Below are 17,362 nucleotides of genomic sequence, written 5' to 3'. Positions count from 1 at the left end.
TCGCGTGTATTGCCGTCAAACTCCTACTGAGCGCCGGGGCGCACGAGCCCGCTCTCGTACGCGTACACGGCGGCCTGCACCCGGTCGCGCAGCCCCAGCTTGGTCAGGACGTGCCCGACGTGCGTCTTGACGGTGGTCTCGCTGACGAACAGATCCGCGGCGATCTCGGCGTTCGACAGCCCGCGCGCCACCAGCTTCAGCACCTCCACCTCACGGTCGGTGAGGGTGTGCAGGGTGTCCGGGACGGGCTCCTCGCCGGAGGGCAGATGCGTGGCGTACTTGTCGAGCAGCCGACGGGTGATGCTGGGCGCGAGCATCGCCTCTCCGGCGGCCACGACACGAATGGCCTGCACGAGTTCGTTCGCCGGCGCGTCCTTGAGCAGGAAGCCGCTGGCGCCGGCCCGCAACGCCTCCACGACGTACTCGTCGAGGTCGAAGGTGGTGAGGACCAGCACCTTCGCCGGGCCGTCCCGCCCGGGGCCGGTGATCTGCCGGGTCGCCTCGACCCCGTCCATCCGCGGCATGCGGATGTCCATCAGAACCACATCGGGCTGCAGGGCCCGTACCTGGTCGAGAGCCTGCAGGCCGTCTCCGGCCTCACCCACGACCGCGATGTCCTGCTCCGCCTCCAGGATCATCCGGAAGCCGGTACGCAGCAGCGGCTGGTCGTCGACCAGTAGGACGCGGATGGCCACGTAAGTCTCCTTCGCTAGTCCGGCCCCATTCTGCCCTGCGCCTCCACGCCCGACTCGACTGCCCTGACGATCTCGTGGCCCTCCGTCCCCGGGACGGCCAACGGATCCGTGGGGGCGTCGGGTTCGGGGCCTCGTACCGACAGCGGCAGCGGGTAGGGCGGGGGAGTGCCGCCGAACTCCGGGCAGTGGGCCTGGTGGTCGCACCAGCCGCACAACTTGGTCGGCCTCGGGCGCCAGTCGCCCGTCTCGGTCGCGAGCCTGATCGCCTCCCACAGCGCGAGCAGCTTGCGCTCGACCCGCTCCAGATCGGCGAGGACCGGGTCGTACGTCAGGACGTCCCCGCTGCCGAGATAGACGAGCTGGAGCCGGCGCGGCACCACGTGCTTCAGCCGCCAGACCACGAGCGCGTAGAACTTCATCTGGAACAGCGCGCCCTCGGCGTACTCGGGCCGGGGCGCCTTGCCCGTCTTGTAGTCGACGATCCGCACCTCGCCGGTCGGCGCCACGTCGACCCGGTCGATGATCCCGCGCAGCCGCAGCCCCGAGTCCAGCTCGGCCTCCACGAACAGCTCGCGCTCGGCCGGCTCCAGACGGGTCGGGTCCTCGAGCGTGAACCACCGCTCCACGAGCTGCTCGGCCTGACCGAGCCACCGCGCGAGCCGCTCACCCTCCGGATCGTCGGCGAACAGCTCCTGGATCTCCGGCCGGGACTCGCGCAGCCGGTCCCACTGCCCGGGGATCAGTGACTTGGCGCGGGGGGCGGTGCGCTCGGACGCCGGGGCGTCGAAGAGCCGCTCCAGCACGGCGTGCACCAGGGTGCCCCGGGTCGCCGCCTCGCTGGGCTTCTCCGGGAGCCGGTCGATCACCCGGAACCGGTACAGCAACGGGCACTGCATGAAGTCACCGGCGCGCGAGGGCGAGAGGGAGGCGGGCGCTATGGCGGTGGGCACCGCCCGCCGCTCCGTCGCCCCGTCCCCCGCCGTCGAGGTGGCCTCGCCCGCCACCGACGGCTCCACGTCCTCCGTGCTCGTCTCCATGCCCCAGACCTTACGGCCCGCCACTGACAGTCACCCGACCGTCATCGGACGAACACAGGGGGTGCCGGGGCGGAAGGCGTCGCGAGGGCCGCATACCATCGACCCGAGACCCTTCCGCACGGCAGGCGCGGAAGACGCTTCGAACGAGGGGACACCGTGGACGAGAGCGGCGGGAGCGGGCAGCCGCGGTCCGGCACCGAGCAGCCGACCCAGCACCACGCACCACCATCGACCCCGCCCACGCCACCCCCCGCCCCCGACCCCTCGGCGACCCCACGGAACGAACACCCCCCGAAGAACGACACATCGGACGGCGACGAGGCACAGCGCGCCGACGAGCGGCCGGAAAGGGCCGAGACCGCGGGCCGCGACGAGGCGCCGCGCAACGAGGAGCAGCCGGGCGGAGCCCGGACACCTGACCCGGGCGAGGCGCCCCGCGGCGGTGCGCAGTCCGGCGGCGGGCGGACGCCCGGCCGGGAGGGTGTGCCGGGCGGTGACGAGCGGCCGGGCGAGGCGCCCCGCGGCGGTGAGACGTCCGGCCGGGATGACGCGCCGGCCCGCGAAGAGCAGCCCGACCGGGGCCACGAGGAGCGTCCCTCGGTCTGGGGTGAGGCGACCGGGCGGAGCGGGGACCGGGGCTGGGCCGGGACGTCGCGGCAGGGCGAGGACCGGGCGCCGGACGCGGCCGGTGGGAAGCGGAAGGCCGACGGGGGCGCCGAGACCACCGGAGCACACCCCCGCCCCCCGAAGCCCCCGGAGCCGCGTGGCGGACTGCTCATGGGCCGCCCCTTCGGCGTACCCGTCTACGTCGCCCCCAGCTGGTTCCTCGTCGCCGCCCTGATCACCTGGGTCTTCGGCGGCCAGCTGGACCGCGTGCTCCCCGAGCTCGGCGCCGCCCGCTATCTCGTCTCCCTCTTCTTCGCGGTCGCCTTCTACGCCTCCGTCCTCGTCCACGAACTCGCCCACACCGTCGCCGCCCTCCGCTTCAAGCTCCCCGTCCGCCGCATCCAGCTCCAGTTCTTCGGCGGGGTCTCGGAGATCGAGAAGGAGTCCGACACCCCGGGGCGCGAGTTCGTCCTGGCCTTCGTGGGCCCCCTGCTCTCCCTGGTCCTCGCCGGCGTCTTCTACGCCGCCATGCAGACCGTGGAACCCGGCACCGTCCCCGGTGTCCTGCTGGCCGGCCTGATGATCTCCAACCTCATCGTCGCCGCCTTCAACCTCCTGCCCGGCCTCCCCCTCGACGGCGGCCGTATGCTCCGCGCGGTCGTCTGGAAGATCACCGGCAAGCCCATGAGCGGCACCGTCGCCGCCGCCTGGGTCGGCCGCGCCCTCGCCGTCTCCGTCCTCGTCGGGCTCCCGCTGCTCACCCAGTCCGGGGCTCTCGGCGCCGACGCCGAGGACAACGTCGGCATGGACACCGTGATGGACGCCCTGCTGGCCGCCATCCTCGCCGCGATCATCTGGACCGGCGCAGGCAACAGCCTCCGCATGGCCCGACTGCGCGAACACCTGCCCGAACTCCGCGCCCGCGCCCTCACCCGCCGCGCCGTCCCCGTGGAGTCGGACACCCCGCTCTCCGAGGCCCTGCGCCGCGCCAACGCCGCCGGCGCCCGCGCCCTGGTCGTCGTCGACGCCGACGGCGCCCCCCTCTCCCTCGTCCGCGAGGCCGCCATCGTCGGCGTTCCCGAGCACCGGCGCCCCTGGGTCGCCGTCAGCGGCCTCGCCCAGGACCTCACGGACGGCATGCGCGTCTCGGCGGAACTGGCGGGGGAGGACCTCCTGGACGCCCTGAGGGCCACCCCGGCCACCGAGTACCTGGTGGTGGAGGAGACCGGCGAGATCTACGGCGTCCTGTCCGCCGCCGACGTGGAGCGCGCCTTCGTCAAGGCCATGGCCCGCCCCTCCTAGTGGTCGGCGGCCCCGGTAAACCCCGGTAGGCTGTTCACATGTCCGAACCGACCGGTGCCGCCCGCAGGCGCGGGCCCTTCAAGGTCGGGGACCAGGTTCAGCTGACCGACCCCAAGGGCCGCCACTACACGTTCACGCTCGAGGCCGGGAAGAACTTCCACACCCACAAGGGTTCCTTCCCCCACGACGAACTGATCGGCGCTCCCGAGGGCAGCGTTGTCCGCACCACCGGGAACGTCGCCTACCTCGCGCTGCGCCCCCTGCTCCCCGACTACGTCCTGTCCATGCCCCGCGGGGCAGCCGTCGTCTACCCGAAGGACGCGGGGCAGATCCTCGCCTTCGCCGACATCTTCCCCGGCGCGCGCGTCGTCGAGGCCGGCGTCGGCTCCGGCTCGCTGAGCAGCTTCCTGCTGCGGGCCATCGGCGACCAGGGCATGCTGCACTCCTACGAGCGCCGCGAGGACTTCGCGGAGATCGCGCAGGCGAACGTGGAGCGCTACTTCGGCGGCCCGCACCCCGCCTGGCAGCTCACCGTCGGCGACCTCCAGGACAACCTGAGCGACACGGACGTGGACCGCGTCATCCTCGACATGCTCGCCCCGTGGGAGTGCCTGGAGGCCGTCTCCAAGGCGCTCGTCCCCGGCGGCATCCTGTGCTGCTACGTCGCCACCACCACCCAGCTCGCCCGGACCGTGGAGTCCATCCGCGAGATCGGCTCCTTCAACGAGCCGACCGCCTGGGAGACGATGATCCGCAACTGGCACATCGAGGGCCTGGCCGTCCGTCCGGACCACCGGATGATCGGCCACACCGGCTTCCTGCTCACCGCCCGCCGTCTCGCCGACGGGGTCGAGCCGCCCATGCGCCGTCGACGCCCCGCCAAGGGCGCCTACGGCGAGGACTACGCGGGGCCCAACGCCGACGGCGGCTCCGGCCGCTGAGGCGGCCCCGTGCCGCGTACAACGTAACGGCGCCGTGGCCGAGTTCCCCCGGAACACCGGGAACTCGGCCACGGCGCCTTTTCGCTGACGGCCTGCCACCTGGCCCGGCGCAGCGGCATTCGAAGCAGCACGCGAACTGCGCACCCCGCCGTTCCCCCACGGTGTGACGTGTGGCACGATGCCTGGCACCCCCACCGGCACAGCCCTCACGGGAGACACTCCTAGTGCAGCACTCCGCCGTCCCGGAACTGGCACACACGCACACCCGTCCGATCCACTGGGTCGCGACCGCCACCGCGCTGGCCGGCGTCGTGGCCCTCTCCTCGGTCCTGCAACCGGACGCGGCCAACGCGGCCCAGGGTTCGGGCACGGCGCCGAGGAGCGCACCCGCCGCCGTCGCGGCGCCCGACACCAAAGGCGTGGACTTCGGCCTCGAATGCGGCCCCGTGAAGGCGGTCGTGGTCAAGAAGGGGTCCGGGGACCTCGACGGCGACGGCCGCCCGGAGACCGTGGCCGTCGTGCACTGCGACGCCCCCATGGGCACCCCGCCGGACGGCGTGTACGTCCTCACGCGCGCGAGCGACGCCGAGCGTCCCCGGGTCGTGGCCACCCTCGTCGACCCGAAGGACCGCCAGACCGTCAGCGAGTTCGCCGTGCGGGACGGAGCCGTCGTGGCGACCCTGCTCGGCTACTCGTCGTCCGACGTGCCCAGTTGCTGCCCCGACGTCACCGACCGCGCGAAATGGCGGTGGGACAACGGTACGTTCGTCCGCTCGACCCCCGCTGGAGCGCGGAGCGTCTGAGGACCCTCCGCGCCCGCGGCGTCACTGGGCGTCGGGCCCGTACACCTCGACCCGGTCCGCGACCCGGCGCACATGGATGCACTCGCCGGGGCACTCCTTGGCGGAGTCCACGACATCGGTGAGCAGCGGCAGTGGTACGGGGGTCGTGGCGCCCTTGTCCTGCAGGAGCTCGTCGTCCGCGCTCTTCACGTAGGCGAGCCCGTCGATGTCCAGCTCGAACACCTCGGGCGCGTACTGGGCGCAGATGCCGTCGCCGGTACAGAGGTCCTGGTCGATCCAGACCTCGAGCGCCTCGCCGACACCGGCCGCCTGCTCCACGTCCATCTCTCCTGCCGTTCTCCGTGTGGGACGTCTCGACCATACCTCCGGCCCGCCACCGGCGATCGCCCACCGCCGGTGACGCGCTCCGCCCGCCCGCGCACCGTGCGTCACCGTCGCTGCCGCCCGCATCCGCCCCCGGCACCAGCGGTTCCGGCCCCTCGCGGGGCCGCTCTCGAGGTACCCACGACCGCAACTCCGGCCAAACTCGACGGTGTTTGACTACTCCGGCCAGGAACAGCCCGCTTCCGGAAGACGTTGAGTGGGTATCCAGACGGCGTGAGAACAGCTCAGGGTGTGGCCGACGACACACCTTGACAGTCTTTGTGATCTAGGGGTTTCAATCGACACCCACCCAGGTAGGGTCTGGAAGCGTCCAGCTCCCCTTGGAGGAGGTGAGGACCGTGGCAGCCCACGACGACGACATGAACCGCGGCATCCGCCCGGGACGAGGGTCCGAAGACCCTGCCGGGCAGATTGCCTACCTTGAGCAGGAGATCGCCGTCCTGCGACGTAAGCTCGCCGACTCTCCGCGACACACGAGGATTCTCGAGGAGCGGATCGTCGAGCTGCAGACCAACCTGGCCGGCGTGTCCGCCCAGAACGAGCGACTCGCCAACACGCTCCGTGAGGCCCGCGACCAGATCGTGGCCCTCAAAGAGGAGGTCGACCGGCTCGCACAGCCGCCGGCCGGCTTCGGTGTCTTCCTCACGGCGAACGAGGACGGCACGGCCGACATCTTCACCGGAGGACGCAAACTCCGGGTGAACGTCAGCCCAAGCGTGGAACTCGACGACCTGCGCCGCGGCCAGGAAGTCATGCTCAACGAAGCGCTCAACGTGGTGGAGGCCATGGAGTTCGAGCGCGTCGGGGACATCGTCACCCTCAAGGAGATCCTCGAGGACGGCGAGCGGGCCCTGGTGCTCGGGCACACCGACGAGGAACGGGTGGTGCGGCTCGCCGAGCCGCTGCTGGACGTCACCATCCGTCCCGGCGACGCCCTGCTGCTCGAACCCCGCTCCGGCTACGTCTACGAGATCGTGCCCAAGAGCGAGGTCGAGGAACTCGTCCTCGAAGAGGTCCCGGACATCGGCTACGAGCAGATCGGCGGTCTGGGCAACCAGATCGAGATGATCCGCGACGCGGTCGAGCTCCCCTACCTCTACCCGGACCTGTTCAAGGAGCACGAACTGCGCCCGCCCAAGGGCGTCCTGCTCTACGGACCCCCCGGATGCGGAAAGACGCTCATCGCCAAGGCCGTCGCCAACTCGCTGGCCAAGAAGGTCGCCGAGGTCACCGGCCAGGCCCAGGGCAAGAGCTTCTTCCTCAACATCAAGGGTCCCGAGCTGCTCAACAAGTACGTCGGTGAGACCGAGCGGCAGATCCGCCTCGTCTTCCAGCGTGCGCGTGAGAAGGCCTCCGAGGGCACCCCCGTCATCGTCTTCTTCGACGAGATGGAGTCCCTCTTCCGTACCCGTGGCTCGGGAGTCAGCTCGGACGTCGAGAACACGATCGTCCCGCAGCTGCTCGCCGAGATCGACGGTGTGGAGGGCCTGCAGAACGTGGTCGTGATCGGTGCCTCCAACCGTGAGGACATGATCGACCCCGCCATCCTGCGCCCCGGCCGGCTGGACGTGAAGATCAAGATCGAGCGTCCGGACGCCGAGGCCGCGAAGGACATCTTCGGCAAGTACCTCACCGAGCGCCTCCCGCTGCACCCCGAGGACGTCGGTGAGCACGGCGGCGACAAGGGTTCCACGGTCCAGGGAATGATCCAGACCGCGGTGGAACAGATGTACGCCGAATCCGAGGAGAACCGCTTCCTGGAAGTCACCTACGCCAATGGAGACAAGGAAGTCCTGTATTTCAAGGACTTCAACTCCGGCGCCATGATCGAGAACATCGTCGGGCGCGCCAAGAAAATGGCGATCAAGGACTTCCTGGAGCACAACCAGAAGGGTCTGCGCGTCTCCCATCTCCTCCAGGCTTGCGTGGACGAGTTCAAGGAGAACGAGGACCTGCCGAACACCACCAACCCGGACGACTGGGCCCGGATCTCCGGAAAGAAGGGTGAGCGGATTGTTTACATCCGCACCCTGATCACCGGAAAGCAGGGCGCGGACACCGGACGCTCCATCGACACGGTGGCGAACACCGGTCAGTACCTGTAAAAGACAGGGCGGCTGCGGGTGCCCTCAGCGGGTACCCGCAGCCGACTGTTTTTGCGGCGAAGACCGGAGCAAGGCAATGACGCAAATGATCTCCCCACCAGCGCAAAGGCGTTCTAGGCTCTTCCGTACCGCCGAGTCGCGCAGTGCGGGGACGGGCACCGCACACGCACCGGAGCGCCAGCGGTACTTGAGCAGCGTCCCCGACCGAGGACGCCGCCGGGCAAGGAGGGCCGCATGACCGTACGGCGAGTGATGGGCATCGAGACGGAGTACGGGATCTCCGTCCCCGGTCACCCCAACGCCAATGCCATGCTCACCTCATCCCAGATCGTCAACGCCTACGCGGCGGCGATGCACCGGGCCCGCCGGGCCCGCTGGGACTTCGAGGAGGAGAACCCGCTGCGCGACGCGCGAGGCTTCGACCTCGCCCGCGAGGCCGCCGACGCGAGTCAGCTCACCGACGAGGACATCGGCCTGGCCAATGTCATCCTCACCAACGGCGCACGGCTCTACGTCGACCACGCCCACCCCGAGTACAGCTCCCCCGAGGTGACCAACCCGCGGGACGCGGTCCTCTGGGACAAGGCCGGCGAACGGATCATGGCCGAGGCCGCGGAACGCGCCGCCCAGCTGCCCGGCGCCCAGCCGATCCACCTCTACAAGAACAACACCGACAACAAGGGCGCCTCCTACGGCACGCACGAGAACTACCTGATGAAGCGGGAGACCCCCTTCTCGGACATCGTGCGCCACCTGACGCCCTTCTTCGTCTCCCGTCAGGTCTTCGCCGGAGCGGGCCGCGTCGGCATCGGCCAGGACGGCCACGAGCACGGCTTCCAGCTCAGTCAGCGCGCCGACTACTTCGAGGTCGAGGTGGGCCTCGAGACCACGCTGAAGCGCCCGATCATCAACACCCGCGACGAGCCGCACGCGGACGCCGAGAAGTACCGTCGCCTGCACGTGATCATCGGCGACGCGAACCTCTCCGAGATCTCCACCTACCTCAAGCTCGGCACGACGGCCCTGGTCCTGTCGATGATCGAGGACGGCTTCATCGCGGTCGACCTCGCCGTCGACCAGCCGGTCCGCACGCTCCACCAGGTCTCCCACGACCCGTCCCTGAAGCGCCTGGTCACGCTCCGCAGCGGCCGGACACTCACCGCGGTCCAGCTCCAGATGGAGTACTACGAGCTGAGCCGCAAGTACGTCGAGGAGCGCTTCGGCGCCGACGCCGACGACCAGACCAAGGACGTCCTGAGCCGCTGGGAGGACACCCTCAACCGGCTGGAGAACGACCCGATGAGCCTGGCCGGCGAGCTGGACTGGGTGGCCAAGCGGGAGCTGATGGAGGGCTACCGGCGCCGCGACAGCCTCGACTGGGACGCCGCCCGGCTGCACCTGGTGGACCTCCAGTACGCCGACGTACGCGCCGAGAAGGGCCTGTACAACCGTCTCGCGGCCCGTGGGCGCATCAAGCGCCTGCTGGACGAGTCCGAGGTCGAGAGGGCCCGGGCGAAGCCGCCGGAGGACACCCGCGCGTACTTCCGCGGGCGGTGTCTGGAGCAGTACGCCGATGACGTCGCGGCCGCCTCCTGGGACTCCGTGATCTTCGATCTGCCGGGCCGGGACTCCCTCCAGCGCGTTCCAACCCTCGAACCGCTTCGCGGAACGCGAAATCACGTCAAGGAGCTCCTGGACCGCTGCCGTACCGCGGAAGACCTGGTCAGGGTGCTGTCCGGCGGCTGAACGGGTACCCGGGGGCGCAAGTCCCGGCAGGGTGGAAAACCCGCCGTCCGGGAATCATCGAGGTGATCCCCGCACGTTGAGGAAAGTGCGGGGCCGATGTCAGACCGGGCTTGTAGGGTCTGATCATCACCGATCGGCAGGAATGTCGACCTGGCGACCATGTCGGGCGAACTGAGCGGGGTGAGGGATATGGCAACCAAGGACACCGGCGGCGGACAGCAGAAGGCCACGCGCTCCACGGAGGAGGTCGAGGAGCAGGCGACGGAGGCGCAGGCCTCGGAGGACCTCAAGGAGCGCCAGGAGAAGCTGAGCGACGACGTCGACTCCGTCCTGGACGAGATCGACGACGTACTCGAGGAGAACGCAGAGGACTTCGTGCGGTCCTTCGTTCAAAAGGGTGGACAGTAGGTCACCTTCGCCTTTGAATCCAAGGTCTCCAGCAGGCTCTCAGGGTTCGGGGTGGCGTGTGGCCGGGGAGCAGACGGCGAAGTGCTGCTCGCGGTGCCGGTGGGTCGGGCCGCGGGCAGTCTTCGTCGGCGGCGAAGCGGCCTGTGAACGGCACGGGCTCAGATGTGGATCACTCTCCCGAGACGGGTAGGGTCCGTGGCATACCGTGCTTCAACTGCTCTTACGTGGAAGGAAACTCGTGGAAGCCAACACTCGTGGCGCCGGGCGTCTACCAGCTGCCTTCCTGACGCCTGGGTCCTCGTCCTTCATGGACTTTCTCTCCGAGCACCAGCCGGAGATGCTGCCCGGCAAGCGTCAACTGCCGCCCGTGCAGGGCGTGATCGAGGCGCCGCACGGCACGACCATCGTGGCCGTGACCTTCCCCGGGGGCGTCGTCCTCGCCGGTGACCGCCGCGCCACCATGGGCAACGTCATCGCCCAGCGCGACATCGAGAAGGTCTTCCCGGCCGACGAGTACTCGGCCGTCGGCATCGCCGGCACGGCCGGTCTGGCCGTGGAGATGGTGAAGCTCTTCCAGCTGGAGCTGGAGCACTTCGAGAAGGTCGAGGGCGCCCAGCTGTCGCTGGAGGGCAAGGCGAACCGGCTCTCCACCATGATCCGCTCCAACCTGGGCATGGCCATGCAGGGGCTGGCGGTGGTGCCGCTCTTCGCGGGCTACGACGTGGACCGGGACAAGGGCCGGATCTTCTCCTACGACGTCACCGGCGGCCGTTCCGAGGAGCAGGGCTACGCGGCCACCGGCTCCGGTTCGATCTTCGCGCGCGGTGCCATGAAGAAGCTCTTCCGTGACGACCTGAGCGAGGCCGAGGCCACCACGCTGGTGGTGCAGGCCCTGTACGACGCGGCTGACGACGACTCGGCGACCGGTGGTCCCGATGTCGCCCGCCGGATCTACCCGATCGTCACCGTGATCACCGATGACGGCTTCCGCCGGCTCACCGACGAGGAGTCGTCCGAGATCGCCCGCTCGATCCTGGAGCGGCGCCTGGAGCAGCCCGACGGCCCGCGGGCCGCGCTGCTGTAGCCGCAGGCCCTCTTGCAAGGTGATCCAGTGACTTCCACAGAAAGGGACGGATAACCGGTGTCGACGCCGTTCTATGTCTCCCCCCAGCAGGCCATGGCCGACCGGGCGGAGTACGCCCGCAAGGGCATCGCCCGCGGTCGCAGCCTGGTCGTGCTGCAGTACGCCGACGGCATCGTGTTCGTCGGCGAGAACCCGTCCCGCGCGCTGCACAAGTTCAGCGAGATCTACGACCGGATCGGCTTCGCCGCCGCCGGCAAGTACAACGAGTACGAGAACCTGCGGATCGGCGGCGTGCGCTACGCCGACCTGAGGGGCTACACCTACGACCGTGACGACGTCACCGCTCGCGGTCTGGCCAACGTCTACGCCCAGACGCTGGGCACGATCTTCTCCTCCGCGGCGGAGAAGCCGTACGAGGTGGAGCTGGTCGTCGCCGAGGTCGGGGAGACGCCCGAGGGCGACCAGATCTACCGGCTGCCGCACGACGGCTCGATCGTGGACGAGCACGGCTCGGTCGCGGTCGGCGGCAACGCCGAGCTGATCAGCAGCTACCTGGATCAGCGTCACCAGGACGGCATGAGCCTCGCCGAGGCCCTGAAGCTGGCCGTGCAGGCGCTGTCCCGTGAGTCCAACGGCTCCCAGCGGGAGATCCCCGCCGAGCGTCTCGAGGTCGCGGTGCTGGACCGTACGCGTCCGCAGCAGCGCAAGTTCAAGCGGATCGTCGGCCGTCAGCTCGCCCGGCTGCTGGAGGCCGGCGGCGCGGCCACCGAGGCCGAGAGCGCCGACGAGGGCGCCGAGAGCTCCGACGAGGAGTAGTCCGCCCCCGCCTCACCCTTTCTGTGCCCCGGCCGACCGCTCGGCCGGGGCACAGGGCGTTCAGAAGGGTCCTGGCGGGGCCGTGGAGCCCCGGACGACCAGTTCGACGGGAATGTCTCCGCCCTCCGGCTCACGGCCCTCCAGGACGGCCAGCAGGGCCCGCATGCCGCGTTCGCCGAAGAGTTCGGCGTCGAGCCGTACGGTCGTCAGCTCGGGGTCGATGGCGGTCGCGAGGGCGAGGTCGTCGAGGCCGGTGACGGAGAGGTCCTCGGGGACGCTCAGGCCCAGGCGCCGGGCGGCTTTGTAGGCGCCGGCCGCGAGTTTGTCGTCGTCGCAGATCAGGGCGGTGGGCCGGGGCCCTGGGGCGGAGAGGGCGGCCTCGGCGGCGCGCTGGGCGCCCTCGATGGAGATCGGTGCGCGGGCCGTCCGCAGCGAGGTGTCCTGGACGGCGGCCACGCGCGCGTGCAGCTCACGGGCGCGGACCTCGAAGGTCCAGGAGGCGACGTCCGCCGCCAGGTGCAGGAAGCGCCGGTGGCCGAGGCCCAGCAGGTGCTCGGCGATCTGGCGCACGCCGTCGGCGATGTCGAGATTGACGGTGGCCGCGCCGTGACTGCCCGCCGGGTCGCTGTCCAGCATGACGAGCGGGAGCTGGTCGCCGCGGATGGCGGTGAGGGCGTCGGCGGCCATGGAGGAAGCGATGACCCCGTCCAGGGCGGCCTGGGCGGAGGCGAAGGGGTCGCGGGCGGGTCCGATGCCCTCGGGGGAGGGGTAGAGGACGACGCCGAAGCCGTTCTCGGCAGCCACGCGGGCGGCGCCGGTGTAGACGCCCGCGAAGAACTCGGTGGTCAGGGCGGGGACGACGAGCAGCACCGTGCGGGTGCGGCCGAGCCGCAGGTTGCGGGCGGCCAGGTTGGGCCGGTAGCCGAGCTCCCGGGCGGCCGCGCGGACCCGCTCGGCGGTGGCTTCGGAGACGCGGCCCCGCCACTTGTCGCCCAGCACCAGGGAGACCGCGGCCTGGGACACCCCGGCCGCCTGGGCGACGTCCCGGCTCGTGGGGCGGGTGCTGCCTCGTGCCACCGTCTCCCCGCTCTTTCGTCTGGACTCCCGAACAGCGCACATGGTACGTATGACGAAGGAAGTTATACGTAAAACGTCATCCGTCTCGGCGAGGAGTGGTCGTCCATGGCCGCGGGATACCTGCAGATCCTCAGGGCGAGGCACGCCACGCGGCTGCTCGTCGGCACGCTGGTGGGCCGGCTGCCGAACGCCACCGCCGCCATCGCGATCGTGCTGTTCGTCCGCGCCGAGGGCGGCACGTACAGCCTCGCCGGGGTGCTCGCGGCCGTCTACGGCGTCGCCAACGCCGTAGGACAGCCGCTGCTCGGCAGGCTGGTCGACCTGCACGGGCAGCCGCGGGTGCAGCTGCCCGCCGCCGTGGTGTCCGCGCTCGGGATGGCCGTCTTCGCCGTCGCGGGCATCGGGCCGCTGCCGCTCGCGTATGCGGCCGTGGCGGCCGCCGGGCTGTTCACGCCGCCCCTGGAGGGGGGCCTGCGGGCGCTGTGGCCCTCGGTCCTCGGCAAGGAGGACCAGGTGCACACGGCGTACGCCATGGACGCCGTGGCGCAGGAAGTCATGTTCACCGTCGGGCCGTTGCTGGTGACGCTGTGCACCGCGCTGTGGTCGGCGCAGGCGGCACTGCTCGTCCTGAACGTCATAGGCGTGCTCGGCGCGCTCTCGGTGGTGCTCTCGCCGCCCTCGCGCGCGTGGCGTTCGGCCCCGCGCGAGGCGCACTGGCTGGGCGCGCTGCGGTCGCCCGGACTGCTGGCGCTGCTGGGCGCGTTCCTGTTCGTGGGGATCGCGCTCGGCTCCATCACGGTCGCGTCGGTGCCGTACGCGGACGACAACGGCGGTGACGCCGTGTACGGCTGGCTGATGGCGGGCCTCGGGCTCGGGGCGCTGATCGGCGGCACCGTGTACGGGGCGCGGCAGTGGGCGGGCGAGCCCGGGCGGCGACTGACCGTCCTGACGGCCCTTCTGGCGGTGTGTTACCTGCCGCTGATGCTGATGCCCGGCGCGGTGCCCATGGTGCTGCTGGCCGTGCTGTCCGGCGTCTTCCTGGCACCCTGCATCGCTTGTGCGTTTGTGCTCGTCGACCGGCACGCCCCGCGCGGGACGGTCACCGAGGCCTTCTCCTGGCTCGTGACGACCTTCACGGTCGGCGCCTCGGTCGGAACAGGGCTCACCGGCCCGGTCGTCGAGGCGGGCGGGGCCCTGTGGGGTTTCGCCGTTCCGGGTGTCGCGGGCGGCGTGTCCCTGCTGGTCCTGCTGGCCACGGGGCGGGTCCTCGCGGCGCCCGCCCAGACGGCGGTCGTTGCGGCTTCATCGGAAAATGATCCAAACCGTGCCGTCGAACCCCGTTTCAGCTCGGGGGATCGGGCGTAATGTTCAGTCATGGACCGCCGCATTTTCGGGCTGGAGAACGAGTACGGCGTCACGTGCACGTTCAGGGGACAGCGCCGCCTGTCGCCTGACGAGGTGGCGCGGTACCTCTTCCGCCGTGTCGTGTCATGGGGCCGCAGCAGCAATGTCTTTCTGCGGAACGGCGCCCGCCTCTATCTCGACGTGGGGTCACATCCGGAATACGCGACACCCGAATGTGACAACGTGACCGAACTGGTCACGCACGACAAGGCAGGCGAGCGCATTCTGGAAGGCCTGTTGGTGGACGCCGAACGACGCCTGCACGAGGAAGGAATCGCGGGCGACGTCTACCTCTTCAAGAACAACACCGACTCGGCGGGCAACTCCTACGGTTGCCACGAGAACTATCTGGTGGCGCGGCACGGGGAGTTCTCCCGGCTCGCTGACATCCTCATCCCGTTCCTCGTCACACGGCAGCTGCTGTGCGGCGCGGGCAAGGTGCTGCAGACCCCGCGCGGAGCGGTGTACTGCGTGAGCCAGCGGGCGGAGCACATCTGGGAGGGCGTCTCCTCGGCGACGACCCGCTCCCGGCCCATCATCAACACCCGCGACGAACCGCACGCGGACGCCGAGCGCTACCGCCGGCTGCACGTCATCGTGGGCGACTCCAACATGTCCGAGACGACCATGCTGCTCAAGGTCGGCGCCACCGACCTGGTGCTGCGCATGATCGAGGCGGGCACGGTGATGCGGGACCTGACCCTGGAGAACCCGATCCGGGCCATCCGCGAGGTCAGCCACGACATCACCGGCCGGCGCAAGGTGCGTCTGGCCAGCGGCCGGGAGGCCTCCGCGCTGGAGGTGCAGCGCGAGTACTACGAGAAGGCCGTGGACTTCTGCGAGCGCCGCGGGATCCGCACCGGAACCGTCGAGCAGGTGCTGGAGCTGTGGGGCCGCACGCTGGACGCGATCGAGTCGGAGGACCTCGACCGCATCGGCACCGAGATCGACTGGGTCATGAAGTACAAGCTCATCGAGCGCTATCGCGCCAAGCACAACATGACGATGTCGCATCCGCGGGTCGCTCAGATAGACCTCGCCTACCACGACATCCACCGCCGTCGTGGCCTGTACTACCTGCTGGAGAAGAAGGGTCAAGCAGCGCGGATCTGCAACGACTTGAAGATCTTCGAAGGCAAGTCCGTTCCGCCGCAGACCACTCGGGCCCGGCTGCGCGGCGACTTCATCCGCAGGGCCCAGGAACAGCGCCGGGACTTCACCGTCGACTGGGTTCACCTCAAGCTCAACGACCAGGCCCAGCGCACTGTGTTGTGCAAGGACCCGTTCCGTTCCGTGGACGACCGGGTGGAGAAACTGATCGCCGGTATGTGAGCGACGCGTTTCGGACGCAAACCCCGGAACGCAACACGGGCGCCGTACGTTTGCCGTACGGCGCCCTTCTCACGCCGTAGAGTTGCGCGCACGCCATCTACAAGATCGACCGATTACGAGGCCCCCACCGTGCGCCGACGCTCACTTCTCATTGCCGTACCCGCCGGACTGGCCACGCTCGCCGCGTGCGGCGACGACGACGGAGCCGATTCGGCCGAGTCCGCCGACAGCCCGTCGCCCTCGGCCCCCGAAACGTCGGCCGCGCCGTCGCCGAAGATCGTGGACGGACCGCTGCCGGCGATCACGGCGGGCACGAAGTTCGGTGAGAAGCCGACCGTAGCCAAGGGCAGCGGTGACCCCTCGAAGGACCTCGCCGTCAAGACGGTGATCGCGGGCGGCGGCGCGACCGTCGCGGAGAACGACTACATCCAGGCCAACTACCTCGGCCAGGTCTGGGCCACGGCGAAGGTCTTCGACAACTCCTACGACCGCAAGACCCCGCTGGTGATCCAGCTCGCCCAGGGCAGCATCATCGACGGCTGGCGCTACGCCCTCGCGGGCAAGAAGGTCGGCAGCCGCGTGCAGATGGCGGTGCCCCCGACCTGGGGCTACGGCACCCAGGGCAACAGCCAGGCGGGCATCAAGGGCACCGACACGCTGGTGTTCGTGGTGGACGTGGAGGGCACCTTCAACGCCAAGAGCTCCGCCAAGGGCACCGAGGTCGCCCAGGACAACGTGGACCTGCCCAAGGTCGGCACCAACACCGACGGCAAGGCGCCCTCCATCGAGATCCCGGACGCGGACGCCCCGACCAAGCTCGTGGCGAACTACGTCCTGGAGGGCGACGGCGCCGAGGTCGGAGCCGAGGACAGCGTGCTGGTGCAGTACAAGGGCGTGCTGTGGGACGGCGGCAAGGAGTTCGACGCCACCTACACCAACAAGCAGCTCGCCTCCTTCTCGCTCCAGCAGGTCGTCAAGGGCTGGGCGCAGGGCCTGACCGGCAAGAAGGTCGGCAGCCGCGTCCTCATCGTCATTCCGCCGGACCTCGGCTACGGCGACAACCCTCCGCAGGGCAGCGGCATCAAGAAGGACTCCACGCTGGTCTTCTCGGTGGACATCCTCGCGAAGATGTGACGCCGTGCGGGATGTAAGACTGTGACCGCTGCCTTTTCACAACAAGCATGGAGCTGAAGACGTGAGCATCGACAAGCCCGAGATCGACTTCCCCGAGGGCGCGCCGCCGGCGGATCTCGAGATCAAGGACATCTGGGAGGGCGACGGCGAGGTGGCGCAGGCGGGTCAGACCGTCACCGTGCACTACGTGGGCGTGGCCTTCAGCACCGGCGAGGAGTTCGACGCCAGCTGGAACCGCGGTACGCCGTTCCGCTTCCCGCTCGGTGGCGGCCGCGTCATCAAGGGCTGGGACCAGGGCGTGCAGGGCATGAAGGTCGGCGGCCGTCGTCAGCTGACCATCCCCGCGCACCTCGCCTACGGCAACCAGAGCCCGACGCCGGCGATCCAGCCGGGTGAGACCCTGATCTTCGTGGTCGACCTGCTGGGCGTCTGAGCCTCGCCGTCCGATCACTTGGGTCCGACCCCTTGGGCCTGCCCGCTTCAGCGCG

General features: G+C 70.0%; 16 protein-coding genes and 1 pseudogene. 13 read left to right on the top strand and 4 right to left on the bottom strand.

Annotated features, from left to right (window positions below; translation table 11 throughout):
* Positions 1-23: 23 nt before the first annotated feature.
* Together ACWDRW_RS16290 and ACWDRW_RS16285 are read right to left on the bottom strand one after the other, a co-directional pair.
* Positions 24-695, bottom strand: a complete 672-nt coding sequence (locus ACWDRW_RS16290) for a response regulator (RefSeq protein WP_014671700.1) — start codon at positions 693-695, stop codon at positions 24-26.
* Positions 696-709: 14 nt separating this feature from the next.
* A complete protein-coding gene (locus ACWDRW_RS16285) occupies positions 710-1,732 on the bottom strand; it encodes a RecB family exonuclease (protein ID WP_451723669.1) in 1,023 nt (340 codons plus the stop codon).
* A 156-nt stretch (positions 1,733-1,888) separates the two neighbouring features.
* Here ACWDRW_RS16285 and ACWDRW_RS16280 point away from each other — a divergent pair, with 156 nt between their 5' ends.
* The 3 genes from ACWDRW_RS16280 to ACWDRW_RS16270 all read left to right on the top strand — a co-directional run bounded on the left by ACWDRW_RS16280 (position 1,889) and on the right by ACWDRW_RS16270 (position 5,384).
* Positions 1,889-3,640, top strand: a complete 1,752-nt coding sequence (locus tag ACWDRW_RS16280; protein ID WP_451723667.1) for a site-2 protease family protein — start codon at positions 1,889-1,891, stop codon at positions 3,638-3,640.
* A gap of 38 nt (positions 3,641-3,678) precedes the next feature.
* A complete protein-coding gene (locus ACWDRW_RS16275; RefSeq protein ID WP_451723665.1) occupies positions 3,679-4,581 on the top strand; it encodes a tRNA (adenine-N1)-methyltransferase in 903 nt (300 codons plus the stop codon).
* Positions 4,582-4,805: 224 nt separating this feature from the next.
* Positions 4,806-5,384, top strand: coding sequence for a hypothetical protein (locus ACWDRW_RS16270; RefSeq protein WP_451723664.1), 579 nt, complete (start codon positions 4,806-4,808; stop codon positions 5,382-5,384).
* A 21-nt stretch (positions 5,385-5,405) separates the two neighbouring features.
* Here ACWDRW_RS16270 and ACWDRW_RS16265 read toward each other — a convergent pair whose 3' ends face one another.
* A complete protein-coding gene (locus ACWDRW_RS16265) occupies positions 5,406-5,708 on the bottom strand; it encodes a ferredoxin (protein WP_451723662.1) in 303 nt (100 codons plus the stop codon).
* A gap of 398 nt (positions 5,709-6,106) precedes the next feature.
* On the opposite strand from ACWDRW_RS16265, the gene arc reads away from it, so the two are divergent.
* From arc to prcA, 6 genes and pseudogenes are all read left to right on the top strand, one after another.
* A complete protein-coding gene (gene arc, locus ACWDRW_RS16260; protein ID WP_451723661.1) occupies positions 6,107-7,873 on the top strand; it encodes a proteasome ATPase in 1,767 nt (588 codons plus the stop codon).
* 234 nt (positions 7,874-8,107) lie between these two features.
* On the top strand, positions 8,108-9,619 hold the full coding sequence (gene dop / locus ACWDRW_RS16255) for a depupylase/deamidase Dop (RefSeq protein ID WP_451723659.1): 1,512 nt from the start codon (positions 8,108-8,110) through the stop codon (positions 9,617-9,619).
* 189 nt (positions 9,620-9,808) lie between these two features.
* On the top strand, positions 9,809-10,027 hold the full coding sequence (locus ACWDRW_RS16250) for a ubiquitin-like protein Pup (RefSeq protein ID WP_062722796.1): 219 nt from the start codon (positions 9,809-9,811) through the stop codon (positions 10,025-10,027).
* A 164-nt stretch (positions 10,028-10,191) separates the two neighbouring features.
* Positions 10,192-10,314 (top strand): annotated as a pseudogene (locus tag ACWDRW_RS16245) (endonuclease VII domain-containing protein); the annotation flags it as partial.
* Positions 10,266-11,111, top strand: coding sequence for a proteasome subunit beta (prcB, locus tag ACWDRW_RS16240; RefSeq protein ID WP_451723658.1), 846 nt, complete (start codon positions 10,266-10,268; stop codon positions 11,109-11,111). The pseudogene ACWDRW_RS16245 and the gene prcB, both read left to right, overlap by 49 nt.
* 57 nt (positions 11,112-11,168) lie before the next feature.
* Positions 11,169-11,927 carry a proteasome subunit alpha gene (prcA, locus tag ACWDRW_RS16235; RefSeq protein WP_451723657.1) on the top strand — a complete coding sequence of 253 codons (759 nt, stop codon included), beginning with the start codon at positions 11,169-11,171 and terminating at the stop codon, positions 11,925-11,927.
* A 60-nt stretch (positions 11,928-11,987) separates the two neighbouring features.
* On the opposite strand, the gene ACWDRW_RS16230 is transcribed toward prcA, so the two are convergent.
* Positions 11,988-13,004, bottom strand: coding sequence for a LacI family DNA-binding transcriptional regulator (locus ACWDRW_RS16230; protein WP_451723655.1), 1,017 nt, complete (start codon positions 13,002-13,004; stop codon positions 11,988-11,990).
* 105 nt (positions 13,005-13,109) lie between these two features.
* Here ACWDRW_RS16230 and ACWDRW_RS16225 point away from each other — a divergent pair, with 105 nt between their 5' ends.
* The 4 genes from ACWDRW_RS16225 to ACWDRW_RS16210 all read left to right on the top strand — a co-directional run bounded on the left by ACWDRW_RS16225 (position 13,110) and on the right by ACWDRW_RS16210 (position 17,307).
* Positions 13,110-14,369: an MFS transporter gene (locus ACWDRW_RS16225; RefSeq protein ID WP_451723653.1), complete on the top strand. Its 1,260-nt coding sequence runs from the start codon at positions 13,110-13,112 to the stop codon at positions 14,367-14,369.
* A 9-nt stretch (positions 14,370-14,378) separates the two neighbouring features.
* Positions 14,379-15,740: a Pup--protein ligase gene (gene pafA / locus ACWDRW_RS16220; protein ID WP_093722625.1), complete on the top strand. Its 1,362-nt coding sequence runs from the start codon at positions 14,379-14,381 to the stop codon at positions 15,738-15,740.
* Between the two features lie 129 nt (positions 15,741-15,869).
* Entirely contained in the window at positions 15,870-16,874 is a 1,005-nt protein-coding gene (locus tag ACWDRW_RS16215; protein ID WP_451723651.1) for an FKBP-type peptidyl-prolyl cis-trans isomerase, read from the top strand.
* Positions 16,875-16,935: 61 nt separating this feature from the next.
* On the top strand, positions 16,936-17,307 hold the full coding sequence (locus ACWDRW_RS16210) for an FKBP-type peptidyl-prolyl cis-trans isomerase (RefSeq protein ID WP_451723649.1): 372 nt from the start codon (positions 16,936-16,938) through the stop codon (positions 17,305-17,307).
* Positions 17,308-17,362 lie beyond the last annotated feature (55 nt).

Source organism: Streptomyces sp. NPDC003635 (genome assembly GCF_053587635.1).
This window is presented reverse-complemented; position numbering and strand designations above follow the sequence as displayed.